The sequence below is a fragment of the Streptomyces sp. NPDC060366 genome, assembly GCF_042725135.1.
GTDB lineage: Bacteria > Actinomycetota > Actinomycetes > Streptomycetales > Streptomycetaceae > Streptomyces.
The window spans coordinates 240597-261607 of record NZ_JBHXDC010000008.1 but is presented as its reverse complement, the minus strand read 5'-3'; the positions used below and the strand labels follow the sequence as shown (position 1 = coordinate 261607).

At 71.1% G+C, this 21011-nt stretch carries 18 protein-coding genes; 8 read left to right on the top strand and 10 right to left on the bottom strand.

Going from position 1 to position 21011, the window contains the following annotated elements:
• Positions 1-41: 41 nt before the first annotated feature.
• Positions 42-461, bottom strand: a complete 420-nt coding sequence (locus ACFWHU_RS21560) for a molybdopterin-binding protein (protein WP_385792403.1) — start codon at positions 459-461, stop codon at positions 42-44.
• A gap of 213 nt (positions 462-674) precedes the next feature.
• Between ACFWHU_RS21560 and efeO the strand changes: the two genes are divergently transcribed.
• Genes efeO through efeU form a run of 3 tightly spaced genes read left to right on the top strand, consistent with a single transcriptional unit; the run spans position 675 to position 4105 of the window.
• The gene (gene efeO / locus ACFWHU_RS21555; protein ID WP_387226411.1) at positions 675-1823 is read left to right on the top strand and encodes an iron uptake system protein EfeO; all 1149 of its coding nucleotides are present in this window, start codon (positions 675-677) and stop codon (positions 1821-1823) included.
• A 10-nt stretch (positions 1824-1833) separates the two neighbouring features.
• Complete coding sequence (gene efeB / locus ACFWHU_RS21550) at positions 1834-3186, top strand: iron uptake transporter deferrochelatase/peroxidase subunit (RefSeq protein ID WP_387226409.1); 1353 nt, start codon at positions 1834-1836, stop codon at positions 3184-3186.
• Between the two features lie 52 nt (positions 3187-3238).
• Complete coding sequence (gene efeU, locus ACFWHU_RS21545) at positions 3239-4105, top strand: iron uptake transporter permease EfeU (RefSeq protein ID WP_387226407.1); 867 nt, start codon at positions 3239-3241, stop codon at positions 4103-4105.
• Between the two features lie 58 nt (positions 4106-4163).
• On the opposite strand, the gene ACFWHU_RS21540 is transcribed toward efeU, so the two are convergent.
• Entirely contained in the window at positions 4164-4586 is a 423-nt protein-coding gene (locus ACFWHU_RS21540; RefSeq protein WP_387226552.1) for a cold shock domain-containing protein, read from the bottom strand.
• 133 nt (positions 4587-4719) lie between these two features.
• Between ACFWHU_RS21540 and ACFWHU_RS21535 the strand changes: the two genes are divergently transcribed.
• Positions 4720-5700 carry a YihY/virulence factor BrkB family protein gene (locus ACFWHU_RS21535; RefSeq protein WP_387226405.1) on the top strand — a complete coding sequence of 327 codons (981 nt, stop codon included), beginning with the start codon at positions 4720-4722 and terminating at the stop codon, positions 5698-5700.
• 76 nt (positions 5701-5776) lie between these two features.
• Here the strand turns inward: ACFWHU_RS21535 and ACFWHU_RS21530 are convergent, their stop codons facing one another.
• Positions 5777-7519, bottom strand: a complete 1743-nt coding sequence (locus tag ACFWHU_RS21530; RefSeq protein WP_387226403.1) for an IlvD/Edd family dehydratase — start codon at positions 7517-7519, stop codon at positions 5777-5779.
• Positions 7520-7633: 114 nt separating this feature from the next.
• On the opposite strand from ACFWHU_RS21530, the gene ACFWHU_RS21525 reads away from it, so the two are divergent.
• On the top strand, positions 7634-8647 hold the full coding sequence (locus tag ACFWHU_RS21525) for a zinc-binding dehydrogenase (RefSeq protein WP_387226401.1): 1014 nt from the start codon (positions 7634-7636) through the stop codon (positions 8645-8647).
• Between the two features lie 114 nt (positions 8648-8761).
• Here ACFWHU_RS21525 and ACFWHU_RS21520 read toward each other — a convergent pair whose 3' ends face one another.
• Complete coding sequence (locus ACFWHU_RS21520) at positions 8762-9337, bottom strand: TerD family protein (protein WP_078078626.1); 576 nt, start codon at positions 9335-9337, stop codon at positions 8762-8764.
• A 299-nt stretch (positions 9338-9636) separates the two neighbouring features.
• On the opposite strand from ACFWHU_RS21520, the gene ACFWHU_RS21515 reads away from it, so the two are divergent.
• Complete coding sequence (locus tag ACFWHU_RS21515) at positions 9637-10083, top strand: ATP-binding protein (RefSeq protein ID WP_385792410.1); 447 nt, start codon at positions 9637-9639, stop codon at positions 10081-10083.
• A gap of 35 nt (positions 10084-10118) precedes the next feature.
• Here ACFWHU_RS21515 and ACFWHU_RS21510 read toward each other — a convergent pair whose 3' ends face one another.
• The 5 genes from ACFWHU_RS21510 to ACFWHU_RS21490 all read right to left on the bottom strand — a co-directional run bounded on the left by ACFWHU_RS21510 (position 10119) and on the right by ACFWHU_RS21490 (position 15989).
• Complete coding sequence (locus tag ACFWHU_RS21510) at positions 10119-10781, bottom strand: hypothetical protein (protein ID WP_387226398.1); 663 nt, start codon at positions 10779-10781, stop codon at positions 10119-10121.
• Positions 10778-12280: an ATP-binding protein gene (locus ACFWHU_RS21505; RefSeq protein WP_385792412.1), complete on the bottom strand. Its 1503-nt coding sequence runs from the start codon at positions 12278-12280 to the stop codon at positions 10778-10780. The genes ACFWHU_RS21510 and ACFWHU_RS21505 overlap by 4 nt, the downstream gene beginning before the upstream one ends.
• 86 nt (positions 12281-12366) lie before the next feature.
• Positions 12367-13050, bottom strand: coding sequence for a response regulator (locus ACFWHU_RS21500; RefSeq protein WP_387226395.1), 684 nt, complete (start codon positions 13048-13050; stop codon positions 12367-12369).
• Between the two features lie 24 nt (positions 13051-13074).
• Positions 13075-14796, bottom strand: coding sequence for a murein biosynthesis integral membrane protein MurJ (murJ, locus tag ACFWHU_RS21495; protein WP_387226393.1), 1722 nt, complete (start codon positions 14794-14796; stop codon positions 13075-13077).
• Positions 14793-15989, bottom strand: a complete 1197-nt coding sequence (locus tag ACFWHU_RS21490) for a lipid II:glycine glycyltransferase FemX (protein WP_387226391.1) — start codon at positions 15987-15989, stop codon at positions 14793-14795. Before ACFWHU_RS21490 ends, murJ begins: the two co-directional genes overlap by 4 nt.
• A gap of 209 nt (positions 15990-16198) precedes the next feature.
• Here ACFWHU_RS21490 and ACFWHU_RS21485 point away from each other — a divergent pair, with 209 nt between their 5' ends.
• Positions 16199-17440 (top strand): Ig-like domain-containing protein, encoded by a 1242-nt coding sequence (locus tag ACFWHU_RS21485; RefSeq protein ID WP_387226389.1) that lies wholly within the window; start codon positions 16199-16201, stop codon positions 17438-17440.
• A gap of 135 nt (positions 17441-17575) precedes the next feature.
• A complete protein-coding gene (locus tag ACFWHU_RS21480; protein ID WP_385792417.1) occupies positions 17576-19084 on the top strand; it encodes a phosphoesterase in 1509 nt (502 codons plus the stop codon).
• On the opposite strand, the gene ACFWHU_RS21475 is transcribed toward ACFWHU_RS21480, so the two are convergent.
• A complete protein-coding gene (locus ACFWHU_RS21475; RefSeq protein ID WP_385792418.1) occupies positions 19081-21009 on the bottom strand; it encodes a helix-turn-helix domain-containing protein in 1929 nt (642 codons plus the stop codon). The genes ACFWHU_RS21480 and ACFWHU_RS21475 overlap by 4 nt on opposite strands.
• Positions 21010-21011 lie beyond the last annotated feature (2 nt).

Sequence of the window (21011 nt, the reverse complement as noted above, 5' to 3'; positions counted from 1 at the left end):
TCACACCGGACGAGCGGAGATCCGGTCGGACGTACAGCGGCTCACACGGTGGCGAGGGCGATCTCCGTCGACTTGATCAGCGCGGTGACGCCGGTTCCGGGGGTGAGCCCCAGATCCTCCACGGCCTCCCTGGTGACCACGGCGGTCAGCTCGGCGCCGCCCACGGCCACCTTGACGTTCGCCAGGGCGGCGCCGAGAACGATCTCGGTGAGCGTGCCGGCGAGGCGGTTGCGGATGCTCAGCCCCTCGACGGGTCCGGTGGCCAGGGAGACCTCGGTCGCCTTGGCCAGCACGTGTACCGCGGTGCCGACCTGGATGCCGAGTTCCTGTACGCCCTCCAGGGTGACGGCGGCGGTGATGTCCTGCCCGCCCGACAGATGGACCCCGACCGTCGCCATGACCTCGTCGGGAGTGACGGCGGTGACGGTGCCTGCGATCTGATTGCGGATGGTCAGCTGCATGTGGGGTTCGGCCTCTCGCTGGTGGGGGCGTCGACTGGAGGCGTCGAGCGGACACGGAGTGTGGCCATTCAAAAGGATGAGCAAAGGCAAGCCACCCATTGACTCCAGTATCTTGCGATTTGCTCAGTTTTCTAACGAGTAAGGCTCAGCTAACTTAGGCTCGCCTCACATCCGGGGCCACGACGAACACCGTCCTCAGCCGCTGGAGCCCGCATGCGCCCCGTCCGTCTCTCCCTCACCGCCCTCGCGACGGTCGCAGCCCTCACCGCCGTCACCGCGTGCGCCGAGAAGAGCGACGCAGGAGGTGACGGGGCGATACAGGTCACGGCCACCGACACCTCCTGCGAGGTGTCCAGGAAGGAGTTCCCCGCCGGTCATCTCCAACTGGCCGTGGAGAACAAGGGCTCCAAGGTGACCGAGGTGTACGTCCTGTTCCCCGACGACCGCATCGTCACCGAGCGCGAGAACATCGGCGCGGGCACCAAGGCGAACATCACCGCCGAGATCAAGGCCGGTGACTACGAGATCGCCTGCAAGCCGGGCATGAAGGGCAAGGGCATCCGGCAGCAGGTCAAGGCCACCGGCGGCGGAAAGATCGCGAAGCGCGACCCGAAGCTGGACGCGGCGGTCGCCGCCTACCGCCAGTACACACTGGACCAGGCCGAGGAGACGCTGCCCAAGGCGAAGGTCTTCGCCGAGGCCGTGAAGTCCGGTGACATCGAGGCCGCGAAGAAGGCGTACGCCGACTCCCGTATCGGCTGGGAGCGCACGGAGCCGGTGGCGGAGTCCTTCGGTGACATCGACCCGAAGGTCGACCTGCGCGAGGACGGTCTCGAGGAGGGCCAGGACCTGGAGAAGGACTGGACCGGCTGGCACCGCCTGGAGAAGGCGCTGTGGCAGGACAAGAAGATCACCGCGCGCGACAAGGAACTCGCCGATCTGCTGATCAAGGACCTGACCGTCTGGCAGAAGAAGGTCGGTACGGCGGAGATAACGCCGACGTCGATGGCGAACGGCGCGAAGGAGCTGCTCGACGAGGTCGCCGCCGGCAAGGTCACCGGCGAGGAGGAGCGGTACAGCCACACCGACCTCGTCGACTTCAAGGCCAACGTCGAGGGCGCCGAGAAGTCGTACGTCCTGCTGAAGCCGGTGGCGTCGAAGAACGACGCGGGTCTGACCGCCGAACTGGACACCCAGTTCGCCGCGTTGAACACGCTGCTCGACAAGTACCGTGCGGACAAGACGAGTTACGTGTTCACGTCGTACGACAAGGTCGGCGAGCCGGAGCGCAAGGAGCTGTCCGACGCGGTGAACGCGCTGGCCGAGCCGCTGTCGAAGCTCGCCGCCGCGGTCGTGAAGTAGCCGAACCGCCATGACCGACGAGACCGATTCCAAAGGCCCGGCCGACGACCTCGGGGCCGAGGCGACGACGGCGGCCGACAGCCGTTCGCCGTCCTACCCTTCGCCCTCCCGGCGTTCGGTGCTCGGCTGGGGCGGTGCGGGGCTCGCGCTCGGCGCCGCCGCGGCCGGCACCGCCGCCGTCGCGCTGCGCGGCACGGACGGGACGGAGCCCGCCGGGTCCGCCGGCGCGGCCGTCCCCTTCCACGGCGCGCACCAGGCCGGCATCGCCACCGCAGTCCCCGACCGGCTGCATTTCGCGGCCTTCGACGTGACCACCGAGGACCGGGCCGAGCTGATCCAGCTCCTCAAGGAGTGGACCGCCGCCGCCACGCTGATGGCCGAGGGGCGGCCGGTCGGTGAGGGCGCGTTCGGCGGGCTCCCGGAAGCTCCGCCGGACGACACGGGTGAGGCGGTCGGCCTCAAACCGTCCCGGCTGACGCTGACGATCGGCTTCGGGCCGTCCCTGTTCACCGCGGACAGCGGCGACGGACACGGCAGCGGCAGGAGCGGCAGGGACCGCTTCGGCCTGGCGGACCGCAGGCCCGAGGCCCTCGTGGACCTGCCGAAGTTCCCCGGCGACAATCTCGACCCGGCGCGCAGCGGCGGCGATCTCTGTGTACAGGCCTGCGCCGACGATCCGCAGGTCGCGGTGCACGCCATCCGCAATCTCGCCCGCATCGGCTTCGGCCGGATCGCGATCCGCTGGTCGCAGCTCGGCTTCGGCAAGACCTCGTCGACCACGCCCGAGGCGCAGACTCCGCGCAATCTCTTCGGCTTCAAGGACGGCACCCGCAACGTCGCCGGCACCGACAGCGCCGCGCTCGACCGCCATGTGTGGGTGTCCCCCAAGGCCGGGCCCGCCTGGATGGCGGGCGGCTCCTATCTCGTGGCCCGCCGGATCGCCATGCGGATCGAGTCCTGGGACCGTACCTCCCTCCAGGAGCAGGAGGACGTCTTCGGACGGGACAAGGGCGAGGGCGCGGCGGTCGGCAAGGCCAAGGAGCACGACGAACCGTTCCTCAAGTCGATGCTGCCGACGTCACACGTGCGCCTCGCGCACCCCGACTCCAACGGCGGGGCCCGGATGCTGCGCAGGGGCTACTCCTACACGGACGGTACGGACGGACTCGGCCGCCTCGACGCGGGACTGTTCTTCCTCGCGTACCAGCACGACGTACGGGAATCGTTCATCCCCGTACAGCGGGGCCTGTCGCGCGCGGACGCGCTCAACGAGTACATCCAGCACGTGGGTTCGGCGGTCTTCGCCGTACCGCCGGGCGTCCGGGACAGGGACGACTGGTGGGGACGGGAGCTGTTCACATGACGCACACCCGGACCGTGCTCCACACGGTGATATCGGCGGAAGGACGGCGGGCATGTTCGGCAACTATCTGATCGGTCTGCGCGAGGGGCTGGAGGCCAGTCTGGTCGTCTGCATCCTCGTGGCGTATCTGGTCAAGACCGACCGCCGCGACGCGCTGCGGCCCGTGTGGTTCGGCATCGGCATCGCGTGCACCGTCTCGCTGGCCTTCGGCGCCGCGCTCGAATTCGGCTCCCAGGAGCTGACGTTCGAGGCGCAGGAACTGCTCGGCGGATCGCTGTCGATCATCTCCGTGGGCCTGGTGACCTGGATGATCTTCTGGATGCGGCGTACCGCGCGGCATCTCAAGAGCGATCTGCACGGCAAGCTCGACGCCGCGCTGCAAATGGGGACGGGCGCGCTCGTCGCCACCGCGCTGCTGGCGGTGGGCCGGGAGGGGCTGGAGACGGCGCTGTTCGTGTGGGCGTCGGTGCGGGCCGGCGGCGAGGGCAGATCGGGGCCGCTCGTCGGCGTACTGCTGGGGATCGCCACCGCGATCGTGCTCGGCTGGCTGTTCTACCGGGGGGCGCTGCGGATCAACCTGGCGAAGTTCTTCACCTGGACGGGTTCGATGCTGGTGATCGTGGCGGCGGGCGTCCTCGCGTACGGCGTGCACGACCTTCAGGAGGCGCGGTTCGTCGGCGGGCTCCAGACCAAGGCGTTCGACATCACCGGCGCCGTGCCGCCGGACAGCTGGTACGGGACGCTGCTGAAGGGCGTCTTCAACTTCCAGCCCGATCCGACCGTCGTCCAGGTGACGGTGTGGGCGCTGTATCTGGTCCCGACGATGATCTTCTTCCTCGCGCCCCGGCGGGGGAAGGCGGGACATGGCAAGGCGGGGCGGCCCGCTCCCGCGACGCCCCCGACAGCCTCGAACGCGTAGAGGGACGGTGGGCGGGGGGCCTCCTGGTGGTGGGCGGGGAGCCCGCCCACCGCCGCTCTCAGGATTCGAGCCAGCCGTGCGAGCGCGCCAGCTCGATCACCGACGTACGCACCCGCTTGATCTGGTCACCGGTCAGCGTCCCGTCGGCCTGGAGCAGCGCCTCGGTCAGCTCGTTCCGCAGCTCCACCGAGGACAGCACGTCCGAATACTCCCCGTGCGGGTCCACCTGTCCCTGTCCCCCGCCGGACGAGCCCCGCTGCGCCTGCGGCGCGGGGGCGTGCACGAGCCTGATCTGTGACGCCTTGGGACCCTTGTCCCCCATCTCCAGGTAGTACTCGACCTCACTGCCCGCCTTGTACTGGTACTTCTCGTCCAGCAGATCGTTGGCGTGCATGAACACGTCCTCGTCCCCCTCACTGGGGACGATGAACCCGTATCCGCGTACCTCGTCGAACCTCAGCACTCGCCCTACATGCAGCACAGCCCCTACCTCCACGGCCTTACCTCTACCTCGATCACCTCTGCGGGGATCCACATCGGCCCCCGAGCAACCTCTCACATCCTCCCGCCTGGGAGAATCCGTCGCCAGTGGATCAACATGAGTCGGGGGCACGATGGGCACGGTGGTGCGGGTACCGCAGACCCGGGACATGATCGGGGAAGAGCTGTCGGGGGACGAGGCGTGGGCGGCGCTGCGCACCTACGGCGGGCGCAAGCTGCTGACGGACGCGTTCCTGCGGTTCCGCTACGCGGACGGATTCAGCTTCGCCAGGGCGCTGGCCTTCCAGTTCGTCCTGGCGCTGGTGCCGTTCAGCATCGCGCTGGTCGGCGTCGCGACGTCCCTGCATACGGAGAGTGTCGGCCGCGTCGTCGAGTTGACGCTCACCCGAATAGCACCCGGTCCCAGCGCGGAGCTGATCCGCACCTCGCTGGGCCGTACCGAGGAGGGGGTCGGTTCCGGTGCCGGAGGTGAGCTGGCGGTCTGGTTCGGCCTCGCGTTCGCGACGCTGAATCTCGCGTCGGCCATGGCGCAGATCGAGCGCGGCGCGAACCGTATCTACGGGGTGGAGCGGGACCGCCCGTTCCTCGCCAAGTACGCGCGCGCACTCGTCCTCGTCGTCACGGCCGGGCTGCCGCTGATCGGCGGGTTTCTCGTGCTGGTCGGCGGCAAGGCCGTCGGCAGCGCGCTGGCGGAGACGTTCGGGTGGGGCGAGTCGGCGCAGGATGCGTGGGGGCTCCTGCGGATTCCGGTGGGCGTCCTGCTGACGTGGCTGGCCTCGGCCGTCCTGTTCCGTCGGGCCCCGCGCCGTGACCAACCCGGTTATACGTGGCTGGCGTTCGGATCCGCCGTACATCTGCTGCTGTGGGTCGGCGCGACGTGGCTGCTCACGCTGTACGTCGGGTTCAGCGGGTCGTTCGGCTCGGTGTACGGGCCGCTGACGGCGTTCGTCGCGCTGCTGCTCTGGTCGAACCTGGCGGGCATCTCGCTCTTCCTCGGTCTGTCGCTGGCCGCGCAACTGGAATCCGCGCGAGCCGGGCAGCACGACCCCGTGCACCCCGACCCGGGCCACGGCGGCGACCCGGACCACGTCTGAGCCCTCGTTTCCGCCGAGTCGTGTGCGAGGTGCGCGAGGTGGACTCTGTGCGAAGTGCGCTCGGTGCGGGGTGCGCTCAGTGCGATTCGCGCGACACCTCGTGGCCGCTCGACCCGACGAGGAAGTCGAGGTCGACGCCGGTGTCGGCCTGCATGACATGGTCGACATAGAGACGTTCCCAGCCGCGGGTGGGTGCGGCGAAGGCGCCCATCATCTCCTGGGCGGGGCGCCGTAGTTCGAGCTCGTCCGCCGGTACGTCGACGTCCAGTCGGCGTCCGGCGACATCCAGCTCGATCCAGTCCCCCGTGCGGACGAGTCCCAGCGGGCCGCCCGCCGCGGCCTCCGGCGCGACATGCAGGACGACCGTGCCGTACGCCGTACCGCTCATCCGGCCGTCGCAGATCCGCACCATGTCGCGGACCCCCTGCTCCAGCAGCTTGGTGGGCAGCGGCAGGTTCGCGACCTCGGGCATTCCGGGGTAGCCCTTGGGGCCGCAGCCGCGGAGTACGAGCACCGATGTCGCGTCGACATCGAGATCCGGATCGTCGATACGGGCGTGCATGTCCTCGATGCTGTCGAAGACGACGGCCCTGCCCCGGTGGTTCAGCAGCTCGGGTGACGCGGCGGCGGGCTTGACGACAGCACCGGACGGGGCCAGGTTCCCGCGCAGCACGGCGATCCCCGCGTCCGCCTGCAACGGCTCCTCACGCCGGTGGATGACGGAGTCGTCCCAGATCCGGGCCCCGTCCAGATGGTCCACCAGGGGCCTGCCGGTGACGGTGAGCGCCTGCGGATCGAGCAGGTCACGCACCTCGTTCAGGACGGCGAGCAGGCCGCCGGCCCGGTGGAAGTCCTCCATGAGGTGCCGTCCGGCGGGCTGGAGGTCGACCAGCAGCGGCACACCGCCCCCGGTGCGGTCGAAGTCGTCGAGCGTGAGGTCGATGCCGAGGCGCCCGGCGATGGCGAGGAGATGGACGACGGCGTTGGTCGAGCCGCCGACGGCGGCCAGGGCGACGATCGCGTTGAGGAAGGACCCCTTGGTCAGGGTGGTGCTGGGGCGGCGGCCGTCGGCGACCATCTCCACGACGAGCCGCCCCGTGCCGTGGGCGCTCTCCAGCAGCCGGCTGTCCGGGGCGGGGACGCCCGCGACGCCGGGGACGGTGGTGCCCAGCGCCTCCGCGACGCATGCCATGGTCGACGCGGTCCCCATGGTGTTGCAGTGCCCACGGCTGCGGATCATCGAGGACTCGGAGCGCAGGAACTCCTCCTCCGAGAGCGTCCCCGCCCGTACCTCTTCGGAGAGCTTCCACACGTCCGTGCCGCAGCCGAGCGGCTTGCCGCGGAACGTGCCCGTCAGCATCGGGCCGCCGGGCACCACCACGGCGGGCAGATCGACGGACGCCGCCGCCATCAGGAGTGACGGGATGGTCTTGTCGCAGCCGCCGAGGAGGACCACTCCGTCGATGGGGTTGGCCCGCAGCATCTCCTCGGTGGCCATCGCCGCCATGTTCCGCCACAGCATGGCGGTCGGTCTGACCAGCGTCTCGCCGAGGGAGACGGCCGGGAGGTTCATCGGGACACCGCCGGCCTCCCAGATGCCCTGCTTCACGCTCTCGGCGACCTCGCCGAGGTGGGCGTTGCACGGTGTCAGGTCGGACGCGGTGTTGGCGATCGCGATGTGCGGGCGGCCGTCGAAGGCGTGGGCGGGCAGTCCCCGCCGCATCCAGGCCCGGTGGATGTAGGCGTTACGGTCCGTTCCCGCGTACCACTGAGAGCTGCGCTGCTCCGGGCTGATCGGAAAGACACCCCCTGGGGCCATGACTTACTTACTTACGGGCGACTTGGCTGGCACCCTAACTTCCCCGGGCCGTACCGGGGAAGAGCGCGCCTTGGGCGCGCCCGCCCGTCCGGCCACCCCGTCAGGAGGTCGCCCTTGCGTGCTTTTGTCATCACCGGGCCGGGCCTGTGCGCGGTTCAGGACGTCGAATCGCCCGTCGCCGGGCCGGGTGAGGTCGTCGTGGACGTCGAGCGGGTGGGTGTCTGCGGCACCGACATCGAGTTCTACACCGGTGAGATGAGCTATCTGCACGACGGCCACGCCACGTATCCGATGCGTATCGGCCACGAGTGGTGCGGCACCGTCTCCGCCGTGGGCGAGGGCGTCGACAGCGGCTGGCTCGGGCGGCGCACCACCGGGGACACCATGCTCGGCTGCGGTCGCTGCCGACGGTGCCTGGGCGGACTGCACCATGTGTGCGAGGACCGTTACGAGTTGGGCATCCGGCACGGCCGGCCGGGGGCGCTCGCCGAGCGAGTGGCCGTTCCCGTCTCCTCGCTGCACGCGCTGCCGGACAGCGTCGACGCGACGGCCGGCGCCCTGGTGGAGCCCGGTGGCAACGCGCTGCGCGCCGTCGAGGCCGCCGCGCTGTCCCCCGGCGACCGGCTGCTGGTGCTCGGACCCGGCGCGATCGGTCTGCTCGCGGCGCGGTTCGCCCTCGCGCGGGGCGCGGAAGTGCATGTACAGGGGCTGACGGCGGAGTCCCTGGACTTCGCCCGCTCCGTGGGCGCGCACGGCGCGTGGACCGCCGACGGGCTTCCCGATCTGCCCTTCGACGCGGTGATCGACGCGTCGAACGCGGCGCATCTCCCGGCGCGGGCACTGGAGTTGGTCGAACCGGGCAAGCGGGTCGTGTACATCGGTCTGGCGAGTGTGGCGAGCCGGATCGACACCCGCGCGCTGGCACTGAAGGACGTCACCGCCGTGGGCGTGCTGAGCGCGTCACCCGCCCTGGCCCGCACGATCGGGCACTACGCGTCGGGCGCTGTCGATCCGCGGCCGCTGGTCGCGAGCACCGTGGCGCTGGAGTCGCTGGCGCAGGTGCTGGCTGGGGTACGGCCCGAGGGGGCCGGGCCGGGGCCCAAGATCCATGTCGATCCCCGGCTCTGAGCGGAGCGTACGAGCCGGGCGGCGGCGGATCCGTCGTCGGCCGCCGCCGTCCCGCTCGTGCTCGTACCCGCGCTCGTACTTCGTCTCGCGCTCGTACTTGTGGTCGCGCCGTTCTCAGACGTTGACGCCGAAGTCGGCCGCGATACCGGCCAGTCCGGAGGCGTAACCCTGGCCCACGGCGCGGAACTTCCACTCCGCACCGTGCCGGTAGAGCTCGCCGAAGACCATCGCGGTCTCCGTCGAGGCGTCCTCGGTGAGGTCGTAGCGCGCGAGTTCGGCGCCGCCGGCCTGGTTCACCACGCGGATGAACGCGTTGCGGACCTGGCCGAAGCTCTGCCCGCGTGATCCCGCCTCGTGGATGGAGACCGGGAACACGATCTTGTCGACGTCGGCGGGGACACCGGCGAGGTTGACCTTCAGCGACTCGTCGTCGCCCTCGCCCTCACCGGTGAGGTTGTCACCGGTGTGCTCGACCGAACCGTCAGGGCTCGTAAGGTTGTTGTAGAAGATGAAGTGCTGGTCGGAGAGCACCCGGCCGGCGCTGTTCACAAGCAGCGCGCTCGCGTCGAGGTCGAAGTCGGCGCCGGTGGTGCTGCGCGCGTCCCAGCCGAGGCCGACGAGCACGGCGGTCAGGCCGGGAGCCTCCTTGCTCAGCGAAACATTGCCACCCTTGCCCAGGGAAACGCCCACGATCTCCTCCTGCTGTTCGGACTGAAAAGTGGATCAAAATCTATAACACCGGAGAACCAACGGTCCGGGTATCTACCAGGCTCGTACGGTTCGGCGCGACCCGAGTTGTGGGACGGCGCGCGCGGTGGGGCGCGAGGGACCGCAGTGACGTCGCGGAGAGATCTTCATGGATTTTCGGCCATCGCTGGGACTGGAGTGGCTGAAGCGGGGCAGGCGGTGACGTAGCCGGAGAAGTGGACGTAAGAAGGGCCCGCGCCGACGGGTCGCCACGGGGAATGGATCGACATATGGACCAGCGCGTGGAAGAGACAGAGGACCGCTGCCCTGACACGGGCCGGGTGCTCAGACGTGGCGCGGTGTTCGACGGGGACTCGGCGATGATCGGGGAGGCACGGCGCTTCGCGGCCGACTTCCTCGGGGGCGTACAGACGGAACAGGGCCGGAAGGTGCCGTCCCGTGTGATCGGTACGGCGCAGTTGGTCGTCAGTGAGCTGGTGACCAACGCGTGCAAGTACGCACCCGGCCCCTGCCTGCTTGACCTGGTGTTCGACGGGGACGTCGTGGAGATCACCGTGTGGGACACGGACTCCACGCTGCCGGTGCCGCGCGCCGCCGAGCCCGGCCGGATCGGCCAGCACGGGATGGAGATCGTCATCGCGCTGTGCGAGGGATACGACGTCCGCCGGGAGCCCGTGGGCAAGCGCATCAAGGTCCGCCTCGCGGCCGGGGACAACGACCGGGCGTAACCGCTGTCCGACCGAGCCCCGAGCCGTGGTCGTTCCTACGGGCTGTCGGGTTCGGATCGCGGGCGGGGCAGGCTGCCCATGTCGACGTCCGCGTCGCAACTGGCGGCCTCCAGAGCGCCGTCCGTACCGCGCAGTCGCACCGTCCCTCTGCCCTCGTCATCGTGCACGTACGCGACGGTGCAGATCACCTGCCGTATCGCCATGTCGTCGAGACGACCGAGTGCGACCGGCAGCGTGACGGATGTCTGCCCCGCCTCGGTCTGTTCCACCTCGAAGCCGCTCTCACCGATTCCACCGCCCTCACCGCCCTCACCGTCCGCCAGGTCGGGCAGGCCCGGCACATCCGGCAGACCGTCGGTGAGTCCGGCGGCGCGCTCGTCGGGGAGCGGTCCGGCGAAGAGCGCGACCAGGGCCTTGCCGGATGTGCTCGGATCCGTCGTGGGTGGATCCGCCGCAGCCGGATCCACGGGGGCCTCGTACGCTCCGGGCCGGGCCACCGGCATCAGGGCTCCCTTCACACGGAAGAAGAGCAGCGTCCGATCGCCGCCTCCGCCTGGGAAGACCTGGATGGTGGCGGGGCCGCCCGCGTCGATCGCGTCGGTCGACCGGATCTCGCAGCCGGTGAGCAGCAGCGCGGCGAGGAGAGCGGCGCCGGGCAGTACGACCCCTGGAAGTACGGGGGCGGGCAGCCGTATCACGCGGGCTCCTCCCCCGAGTTGAGGGGTATCTCGACGGTGAAGACCGCGCCGGCGGAATGGGTTTCCGCGTCGGCGGCGGGGTCGGCGGCGGGCGCCGCACAGGCGTCCGCGCCCGGGCGATTGGCGGCGCGGATGGTGCCTCCGTGCAGCCGCACGTTCTCCCGCGTGATCGCGAGCCCCAGACCGCTGCCCGTCGACCGGGTCCGGGCCGCTTCCGCCTTGTAGAAGCGGTCGAAGATGTGCGGCAGTACCTCCGGCCGGATACCGGGACCCCGGTCCTCGACGTCCATCACCAGCAGCGCCGTACCGTCCTCGCGGTCCGCCGTGCGCAGCCGTACGGTGACCGGCGCGGCGCCGTGCCGCAGCGCGTTGCCGACGAGGTTGGCGACGACGATGTCGAAGCGGCGCGGATCGAGCCTGACCCGTACACCGTCCGGCAGTTCGGTGCGTACCCGGTCGGTCCAGTGCCGGCTCTGGATGGTCCTGCGTATCGTTTCCGCCGCGTCGACCTCGTCGGTGTTCAACTCGGCGGCGCGCGCGTCGAATCGGGAGATCTCCAGCAGGTCGTCGACGAGCACCGCGAGCTTTCCGGTCTCGGCGCTGATCAGCCGGACCGCCTGCGCGGTGTCGGGGTCGAGCCGGCCCGCGTCCTCGTCGAGCACCTCGGTCACGGCGAGCATCCCGGCGAGCGGGGTGCGCAGTTCGTGCGAGACGTCGGCGGCGAAGCGCCGGGCGCGCGCCTCGGCCTGCCGGAGTTCGGCCACGGACCGCTCGATCTCACCGGCGGACTCGTTGAACGTACGGGCCAGATCGGCGAGTTCGTCGCTGCCCCGGACCGGGATACGGGTGTCGAACCGCCCGCTGCCCATGCTGAGGGCGGCCCGCCGCAACTCGCGCACGGGACGCAGGACGCTGCGCGCCGCGAGGAGCGCCGGGAACAGCGCGATCGCGAGCCCGGGCACCGCGCCGTTCCTGGCGGCGGTGATCAGCGCCTCGACCTGGATCTCCTCCTCGTCCATGCGCATCACGGCATACAGCACGAGGCCGGTGGGCAGGACGCCGCCGGGCCCGACCTTGAAGACGGTGGGCATGCCGATCGTCAGATACGGCACACCGTCCTTGACGACCCGCTGGAAGCTGCCGTGCGGATAGCCCGCGGCCTTGCGGCGCAGTTCGGGGGTGATCACGGTGGAAGTGGGGCTGGTCCCCGAGGAGGCCCGCAGCGTGCCGTACTCGGCGAAGACGACCCAGGCGCGCGGCTTGCCCTTGCGGGCCATGCCCTGCAGCAGTTCCTCCAGCGATCCGTCGTCCAGCAGGGGCAGTTGGACGCCGATCTGCTGGACCTCGTCGCGGAAGGACGAGACGGCGGTGTCCTGTGCCGTCCTGAGGACGCTGATGCGCGCCTCCCGGAAGGTGAGTGTGGCGGTGGTGCCCGCGCTGACGGCGGCGACGAGCAGGAACGCCAGGATCAGCCGGGTCCGCAGTTTGAACGGGGTCATGGACCGCCGCCCGCCGCGCTCCCGTGCGGGACGGCGTGGGCGGCGAGGGCCACGTGGGCGGCGCGCGAGGACCGCGCGGAGGCTCGTCACAGGGGTCCGAAGCGGTAACCGAAGCCCCGCAGCGTCTGGATGTAGCGGGGGCTGCCCGGCTCCTCCTCGATCTTGTTGCGCAGCCGCCGGACGCACGCGTCGACCAGCCGGGCGTCGCCGTGGTAGCTGTGTTCCCACACGTGTTCCAGCAGTTGCTGCCTGCTGAACACCTGCTCCGGCGCGGCGCTCAGATGCAGCAGCAGCCGCAGTTCGGAGGGCGCGAGGGCGAGGTGCTGTCCGGACTTGGTGACGGTGAGTCCTGTGCGGTCGACGGCGAGTTCGCCGTGGAACTCGACGGCGGGACGCCCGTTGCCCGGCTCGTCGATCCGGCGCAGTACGGCCCGGATCCGGGCCTCGATCACTTCGGTACGGGCGGGCTTGACGATGTAGTCGTCGGCGCCCGCCTCCAGACCCACGACGACGTCGAAGTCGTCGCCGCGCGCGGTGAGCATGATGATCGGCAACTGGCTGGTCTCGCGCACCCGGCGGCAGACCTGGACACCGTTCACTCCGGGCAGCATGAGGTCCAGCAGGAGCAGATCGGGGCGGAACTCGTCGAGGAGGGCGAGGCCGGCCTCGCCGGTGGCGGCGGTCCGCACCTCGTGCCCCCGGCGACGCAGGCCGAGTTCGACCCCTTCGCGTACGGCGGGGTCGTCTTCTATGAGGAGCACGCGTGGCATAGGCGGTCTGTCCCAGGGGTTTTCTCAGCGCCGGGCGGGGCGCTTGGTGAGGCGGCGGGTGAGGCCGGTGAGCAGTTCGTCGAGTTCGGTGAGCCGGAGCGGGCGGGCGAGGAGTGCGAAGACCAGGACGACCACAGAGGCGCCCGCGGCGCAGGCGGCGACGGCGCCGACCGGCATCGTACGTGCGGCGGCGAGATGGCCGAGTGCGGCGGCCGGGACGGCGGCGACGAGCAGCCGGGCGTGCGCGCCGACGGCGGCGGACCGCCACAGCCGGGCACGGGCCGCCGGGGTGAATCCGGCGCCGCGCGTCAGTCGGCGGTGCAGGACCAGCGCCGTCACCACCCACCCCGCCAGCAGCGCCACCGAGTACGCCCCCGCCATCCCGGTCACCGCCCACCGCGCCGGCAGCAGTGCGTACGCGGCCAGCGACAGGCCCGCGTTGAGTCCGGCGATCACCAGGTTGAGCAGGAACGGGGTGCGGGTGTCGGAGAGCGCGTAGAAGGCGCGGGACAGGACGTACTGCCCGGAGAAGGCGACCAGTCCGGGGGCGAACGCCACCAGGATCCCGGCCATCGTCGCGATGTCGCTCGCGTCGGTCCTGCCGTACTGGAACACGACCGCCATCAGCGGCTGCGCGAGAGCCAGCAGGAGACACGCGGCCGGCACGATGGCCGCCGCGCTGCTCCGCAGTGCGTACGAGACGTCGCGCCGTATCCCGTCCGGGTCGCCGTCGGCCGCCGCCCGGCTCATCCTCGGCATCAGGGCCGTGACCAGGGAGACGGTGACGATGCCGTGCGGTACGGCCCAGAGCAGATAGGCGTTGTTGTACGCGCTGAAGCCCGCGCCGCCGTCGATGCCCTGTGCCGCCGCCCGCGCCCCGGCGAGCGTGGCGAGCCGGGTCACCACCCAGTACGCGGCCTGGTTGGTGAGCACGAGCAGCACGAGCCAGCCGGCGGCGCGCAGCGGTCGGGTCAGGCCGCTGCCGCGCCAGTCGAAGCGGGGTCGCCAGCGGAAGCGGGCGGCGCGCAGCGCGGGCAGGAGCGCCAGCGCCTGGACGGCGATGCCCGCCGTGGTGCCCCAGCCGAGGAGGGCCGTTTCGCCGCTGGTGAGTTCTCCGCCGTCGCCCGTCACCAGATACAGGCCGAACACCGCGATGACGACGACGTTGTTGAGGACGGGCGTCCACATCATCGAGCCGAACCGGCCACGGGCGTTGAGCACTTGGCCGAGCAGCGTGAAGACGCCGAGGAAGAAGATCTGCGGCAGGCAGTAGCGGGCGAACGCGACGGTCATCGTGGCCTGTTCACCGGTGTAGCCGGTGTACGCGTCGACGAGAGCGGGCGCCGCCCACACGGCGCCGGCGGTGATCGCCAGCAGGGCGACGACACAGACGGTGAGGAGCCGGTCGGTGTAGGCGGCGCCGCCGTCCCGGTGTTCCTTGGCCGCGCGGACCAGTTCGGGTACGAAGACGGCGTTCAGGGCGCCGCCGATGAGCAGCATGTAGACGATCGTGGGGACGGAGTTGGCCACGGCGTAGCCGTCGGCGGTCAGCCCGACGCCCAGTGCGGCGGCGACCACGGCGGACCGTACGAAGCCGGCGGCGCGGGAGACCACGGACCCCGCCGCCATGATCACACCGCTGCGGGCGACGGACGGTTCGCCCGCTGTCGTACTCGTCCCGGGCGGGCCCGGCTCGCCGCCGGGAGCGGGTGACGCGGGCGGCCCGGCGACGGACGTCGTACTCATCGGCGGGCCAGATACGCCTGGAAGGCCCGGTACAGCGTGTGATTGGCGGTCCCTGCCAACGGTGTCTCCCACTCCCCCAGTGTCTCGACGACCTGTCCCCCGGTGCCGAGTTTCCATCGCAGCAGCCCGAAGGTGCGGTCCGCCGGATCGAGTGTGGAGGGTACCCCGCGCATGTCGTACACCTCCGCGCCCGCCGCGTGGGCGTCGAGCATCATCCGCCACTGGAGGGCGTTCGAGGGACGGACCTCCCGCCGGTGGTCGGCGGACGCCCCGGTCTGGTACCAGACCCGCCGCCCCACGGTGATCATGGTGTGCGCGGCGAGTATCTCGCCCTCGAAACAGGCGAGATAGAGCTTCATCCGGCCGGGCTCCTCGGCGTTGAGCGCGGCGTACTGACGCTCGTAGTACGCCGCCGAGCGGCCGAGCCGGAAGCCGTCGCGCTGCTCGGTGACGCACAACAGCCGGTAGAAGTCGGGGAGTTCGGCCGCGCTGCCCACGACCACCTCGACCCCGGCCTTGCGTGCTCGGCGTACGTTGCGCCGCCATTCCTGGTTGAGGCCGGACCACAGGTCGTCGACGGTGCGGCCGGCGAGCGGCACCCGGAAGACATGGCGGGGCTGCGCGTCCCCGCCGTCCCCCGTATCGTCGCCGCAGCGCCGCCAGCCCCGGGCGCGCAGACGCTCGGCGACCGCCGTGCCGAGCGGGTCGACCTCGCAGTCGAGGACGTCGGCGAGCCGCATGCCCGTGCCGGTCCGTGACTTGAGCGGGCCGGGGTGCCAGCGGCGGTGCGCGGGAGTGGGGCCGATCCGGACGGCGAACGCGCCGACGCCCTTGAGGTACCGGAGCAGCGGCGTGAGCCAGCCGTCGACGTCCGGATCGGCCCAGTCGGCGACGGGTCCCTCGGGCAGGTACGCGAAGTACCTTCTCGTGCCCGGGAACTGACGCAGCAGAACCAGGGCCACGCCCGTCAGCCCCCCGGCTGCGGGTGCGGGTCCCCAGCCCAGCAGCAGTGGCCGCCAGCCGTCTTTCACCTGCGCCCACGAGGGGCACTGGAGGAATCCGGGGCCCAGTGCCTCTCCCGTACGGGAGGCGAGGAACGCGCGGTACGCGTGGGCGGTGACCGGTTCCAGCCGTAAGTCCCGGCCGTCCTGCCTCTGCCCGGTCCGGCCTGCCGTCACAAGGAGTGCTGACACAGTGTGAGCCTCTCTTCCACCCCGGCCTGCTCGCGGGGACGTCGAGGATGCTCACAGCCGCCCGTGACCGCTCCGCGCGCCGAATGTGACGGGACGACGACCGTTTTCCATCAGTGGCCGTCACATTGGCCGCACGCCTCTCACCTGCGTGTTTCGCGTGCTTAGAGTCGCGTTGTCCCCTTGCCCATGCCTTCCGACGGAGGTTTCCGTTGCGCCACCCATCCGTACGTCTCGCACCCGGACGCCTCGCGTCCGTACGCTTCGCGATCGCGCCCGTCGTCCTTGTCTCACTGGCCGCCTCACTCACCGCCTGTTCGTCCGCCGCCTCGGGCGAGACCGCGGACGGCAAGCGCTCGGCGGACGGCAGAGCCACTCAGGCCGCCGCGAGCCCGGCCACCGTCACCGTGACCCCGAGCGGGAAGGGCGCCGAGGCGGGCCATCCCGTCGAGGTCACCGCACACGGGGGCACACTCACGTCCGTCACGGTCACCGACGACCGGGGCCGGACCCTCGGAGGCTCGATGGCGCCGAAGGGCAAGGCCTGGGTCTCCGACCGCAAGGCGGTGCCCGGCGCCTCGTACACGGTCACGGCGGCGACCCGCACGGAGGACGGCAGGACGGGGAGGGCCGAGGCCGCCTTCAGCACCGCCCGCGCCGGCAAGGTCAACAAGACGGACTGGCGGCCCGGCGCGGGCGCCACGGTCGGCGTCGCGCAGCCGGTCTCACTCGTCTTCGACAACCCGGTCGCCAACAAGGCCGAGGTGGAACGCCAGTTGAAGGTCACCACCTCCAACGACACGCAGGGCTCCTGGGGTTGGGTCCGGGACTGGTCGGGGCGGGACCGGGTCGACTGGCGGCCGAAGACGTACTGGCGGCCCGGCACGAAGGTCACGCTGCGCGCCGAGTTGAACGGCACGGACTCCGGGACGGCCGGCGGCTGGTTCGTACGGGACTACTCGACCACCTTCACCGTCGGCGCCCGCCAGGTGGTCGAGGTCGATCTGGACAAGCACCGCCTCACCCTGGAGCGCGACGGCGAGACCGTACGCGAGATCCCGGTCTCCGGCGGCACCCCCGGCGGGGACAAGCGGTCCTGGCGCGGCACGGCGGTGCTGATGGCCAAGGAGGGGACGATCAACATGAACTCCGAGACCGTGGGTCTCGGTGACGCCTACGACAAGATGGTCGACCACTCGATGCGGCTGACCTGGTCCGGCATGTACGCGCACGCGGCGCCGTGGAACGCGAAGTATCTCGGCGTCGCCAACCGGAGTTCCGGCTGCATCGGGATGAGCACCGCCGACGCCGCCTGGTTCTACCGGCAGGTCCGGGTGGGCGACCCGTTCGAGATCAAGGGCGCCGACACCAAGGGCACGGTCGAGCCGGGAAACGGCTTCGGGGCCTGGAATCTCTCGTGGCGCCAGTGGCGGGAGCGCAGCGCCCTGGACTGATCCCACGGTCGGTGTATCGGGCAGCGTTCTTTGTTCTCGATGGACCTGACCTCCGTTCACCCGGCGTTCGGTTTGCCCTCCGAGACTCTGCGGTTGGCACCCCCCGCGCCGGAAGTTGAACGAAAGGCTTCAACCGTGAAGGACAAGAACACCGAGGACCCCGAGCGCTCCGCACTCTCACGGCGTCGACTCGTCAAGTTCGCGGGCGTCGGAGCGACCCTCGCCGCGGCGGCCCCGCTGGTCGGCGCCGGCGCCGCTTTCGGCAACGAGGACGACGACGAGCGCCGCAAGTCGGGCGGCTCCGGCGACTCCCGCAGACGCGCCTGGCGCGCCGGTGACCACCACGTGCACTCGGAGTACAGCGGCTCGTTCGACACGACGAAGAACCCGCCGGTGTTCAAGAAGGGCGCCGACGCGGTCTACCCGATCGTCACCAACGCGATCATGGCGAAGAACTTCGGTCTCAGCTGGGCGATGTGCACCGACCACGGCGGTCCGACGCACTCGAAGGTCAACCTGGAGCAGGCCTACCCCGATCTGCTGCGCTCGCGTGTGCTCGTACCCGAGGTGCTCCAGTTCTGGGGCATGGAGTTCGACGCCCCGGCGCTCGACCACCACACGCTGATGATCCCGCACCACACCGACGAGGCGCAGCAGCTGTTCGAGCTGGAGCAGCGCTTCGCCAAGCTCGATCCCTTCCCCGCCGACCCGGGCCGCGACACCGAGGCGAAGATGGTGGAGTTCCTGAAGGCGGCGAAGGACATGCGCCGCAAGCCGCTGGTGATCGCCCACCACGCCTCCCGCTCGGCGCCCGGCCTCGGTGTCTACGGTCAGGACACGCCGCGCGAGTTCCGTAACGGCAACGACGCGGCTCCCGACATCTACGTCGGCTTCGAGGGCGCTCCCGGTCACCAGGCGGGCCCGCTGAACGGCGGCGCGCGCGGCGGGTACGGCAACTACCCGACGCACGGCGGCTTCGACCAGATGACAGCCCGTGTCGGCGGCCTCTGGGACGCGCTGCTCGGCGAGGGCCGGCGCTGGTGGATCACCGCGACGTCCGACTCGCACGTGCACTGGACGCGCGGCGGCTCCGACTTCTGGCCGGGCGAGTACAGCAAGACCCATGTGCTGGCTCGGCAGGACTACGCCGACATCATGGACGGTCTGCGCAACGGCCGGATCTGGGTCGGCACCGGCGACCTCATCCGTACCCTGGACGTCACGGCGAGCAACCGCGGCAACGAGGCGTCCGTGGGCGAGACGATCACGGTCACCAACCGGGGCCGTACGGATGTCGAGATCGAGATCCGCTTCCGTCCGCTGGACGGCGAGAACGCCAACGGCGACCGTCCCGAGGTGCGTCGCGTCGACCTGATCGTCGGCAAGATCACCGGCAGGAGCGAGAACCGCGACTCCGACACCAACCCCACCACGAAGGTGGTGGCGCGGTTCGGCAAGCGCGACTGGCGCAAGCAGGGCGACGAGTACGTCATCAAGCACACGCTGCGCGATGTGGACGGTGACCTCTACGCCCGTGTCCGCGGCACCAGCACGGACGAGGCCGAGCCGCTCGCGGACGGTCTCGAAAGCCCGTGGGACGACCTCTGGTTCTACTCCAACCCGGTCTTCGTCAAGGTCCGTTAGTCGGTCGACGTCGGCGACAGGTCCGGGCTCCGCGTCAACGCGTGGAGTCGCAGGGCCAGTTGGATCTCCAGTGTGCGGGCCGGGGAGTTCCAGTCCGGGCCGAGGAGCCGGCCGACCCGTTCGAGGCGCTGCACGACCGTGTTCACATGGACGTGCAGCGCCGTCTTGGTCCGGGTGAGGCTCGCCCCCTCTGCGAAGTAGGCGTCGAGCGTGCCCACGAGGTCGGTGCCGCGCTCGGCGTCGTAGTCGAGTACGGCGCCGAGCGTGGCGCGTACGTAGCCGCCGAGGTCCGCGCGCTCGCCGAGGAGTACGCCCACGAAGCCGAGGTCGTCGGTGGCGCCGCCGTGCCCGGTGTGGCCGAGGACGCGCAGGGCGGAGAGACAGCGGCACGCCTCGGTGTGGGCGGTGGGCAGTTCGGCGGGACCTGCGGCCGGGCCCGCGGCGCCGACGGTGACCGGGGAGCCGAGTGCCTGGCCGAGTTCGGCGGCGAGCCTGCGCGCGCTCGGGCCGGGGGTGTCGGTGGGCGCGACCAGCACCACGTGTCCCTGGTGGAGTCCGGCCAGACCGTTGCCGGCCTGGGCGCTCCTGGCGGCCACGGCCAGCAGCCGGTGCCGGTCGGTCGTCTCGCTGTCGGCGACGAAGACACAGTGCCGGCGGGCCAGGTCGACTCCCAGCCGCCGGGCCCGCGCCGACAGGGCGCCCGGATCGCCGGAGCCGATGAGCAGGTCGCCCAGCAGTTCGCCGCGTACCCGGTCCTCCGCCTCGGCGACCGAGCGGCGCAGCAGCAGGAGCAGCGCCGTGACGACTCCGGCGCGTTCGAACAGGAGCCGGTCGACGTCAGCGAGGTCGGCGCGCCCGGTGAGGGCGATGCTGCCGAGGAGTTCGGGGCCGGCGAGGACCGCGCAGACCCAGGTGCCGTTCATCGGGACCGCCCGGCCGCTCGCCCTGGACGCGGCGACCGCGGGGGTGAGCGGCGCCAGTGATTCGGCGCGGGCGCGGGCGAGTTCGGCGCCGTCCGCGTCGTGGATGAGGATCCCGCCGTCGAGGATGTCGGCGATGGCCGCGGCCACGTCGTCGGCTCCGCCGCCGCGCAGCACGAGGTCGGTGAGCTGGTCGTGCGCCTCCTCGGCGCGGCGCATCTGCCCGCTGTGCGTTCTGATCGTCTCCGAGGCCGAGTTGAGGTCGACCAGCGCGGCCCGCGTCTCCTCCAGCAGGCGCGCGCCGTCGATGGCGATGGCGGCGTGGTCGGCCAGCGAGGAGAGCAGGGCGACCTCCTCGGCGGCGAACTCGCGGGGCGCCCGGTCGGCCGCGTACAGCACCCCGATGATCCGCGCGCCGACGCGCAGCGGTACGCCGAGGATCGCGCGCAGGCCCTCGTCGAGTACGGCGCTGTCGATGGTGGTCGTGTGGTTGAAGCGGGTGTCGCGCTGGTAGTCGCCGGTGGCGTACGGGCGGGCGGTCTGCGCGACGAGTCCGCCGAGGCCCTCGCCCATCCCGAGCCGTACCTGCTGGAAAGCGGCGGCCACGGAGCCGTCGGTGACCCGCATGTAGGTGTCGCCGGCGAGTTCGTCGTTGAGGGAGAGATAGGTGACGTCCGTGCCGAGCAAAAGCTTGGCCCGGTGGACGATGGCGCGCAGCACGGCGTCCAGGTCACGGAGCGCGGCCAGGTCGCTGGCGGTGTCGAAGAGTGCGGTGAGCTGCGCCTCGCGGCGCCGGTGCTGGCTCAGGGTCCGCCTGATGCGCAGGGCGACGTCGGTGGCGTCGGTGATCGCGGCCAGTTCACCGCCCCGCACGCCGGCCTCGCGGGCGTCGGCGGCGGGGCGGGCGAACTCCTCCGTGGGCGCGCCCCGCGCCAGCAGGTCGAGGAGCCGGCGGAGGGCAGCCACGGAGTGCCGGGTGCCTGGAGCTGTCACGTCGGCGAGCATAC

Bases quoted from the DNA above. Each gene is read 5' to 3' on its own strand.
- ACFWHU_RS21560 (WP_385792403.1), bottom strand. From the start codon at position 461: ATGCAGCTGACCATCCGCAATCAGATCGCAGGCACCGTCACCGCCGTC.
- efeO (WP_387226411.1), top strand. From the start codon at position 675: ATGCGCCCCGTCCGTCTCTCCCTCACCGCCCTCGCGACGGTCGCAGCC.
- efeB (WP_387226409.1), top strand. From the start codon at position 1,834: ATGACCGACGAGACCGATTCCAAAGGCCCGGCCGACGACCTCGGGGCC.
- efeU (WP_387226407.1), top strand. From the start codon at position 3,239: ATGTTCGGCAACTATCTGATCGGTCTGCGCGAGGGGCTGGAGGCCAGT.
- ACFWHU_RS21535 (WP_387226405.1), top strand. From the start codon at position 4,720: ATGGGCACGGTGGTGCGGGTACCGCAGACCCGGGACATGATCGGGGAA.
- ACFWHU_RS21530 (WP_387226403.1), bottom strand. From the start codon at position 7,519: ATGGCCCCAGGGGGTGTCTTTCCGATCAGCCCGGAGCAGCGCAGCTCT.
- ACFWHU_RS21505 (WP_385792412.1), bottom strand. From the start codon at position 12,280: ATGACCCCGTTCAAACTGCGGACCCGGCTGATCCTGGCGTTCCTGCTC.
- ACFWHU_RS21500 (WP_387226395.1), bottom strand. From the start codon at position 13,050: ATGCCACGCGTGCTCCTCATAGAAGACGACCCCGCCGTACGCGAAGGG.
- murJ (WP_387226393.1), bottom strand. From the start codon at position 14,796: ATGAGTACGACGTCCGTCGCCGGGCCGCCCGCGTCACCCGCTCCCGGC.
- ACFWHU_RS21475 (WP_385792418.1), bottom strand. From the start codon at position 21,009: ATGCTCGCCGACGTGACAGCTCCAGGCACCCGGCACTCCGTGGCTGCC.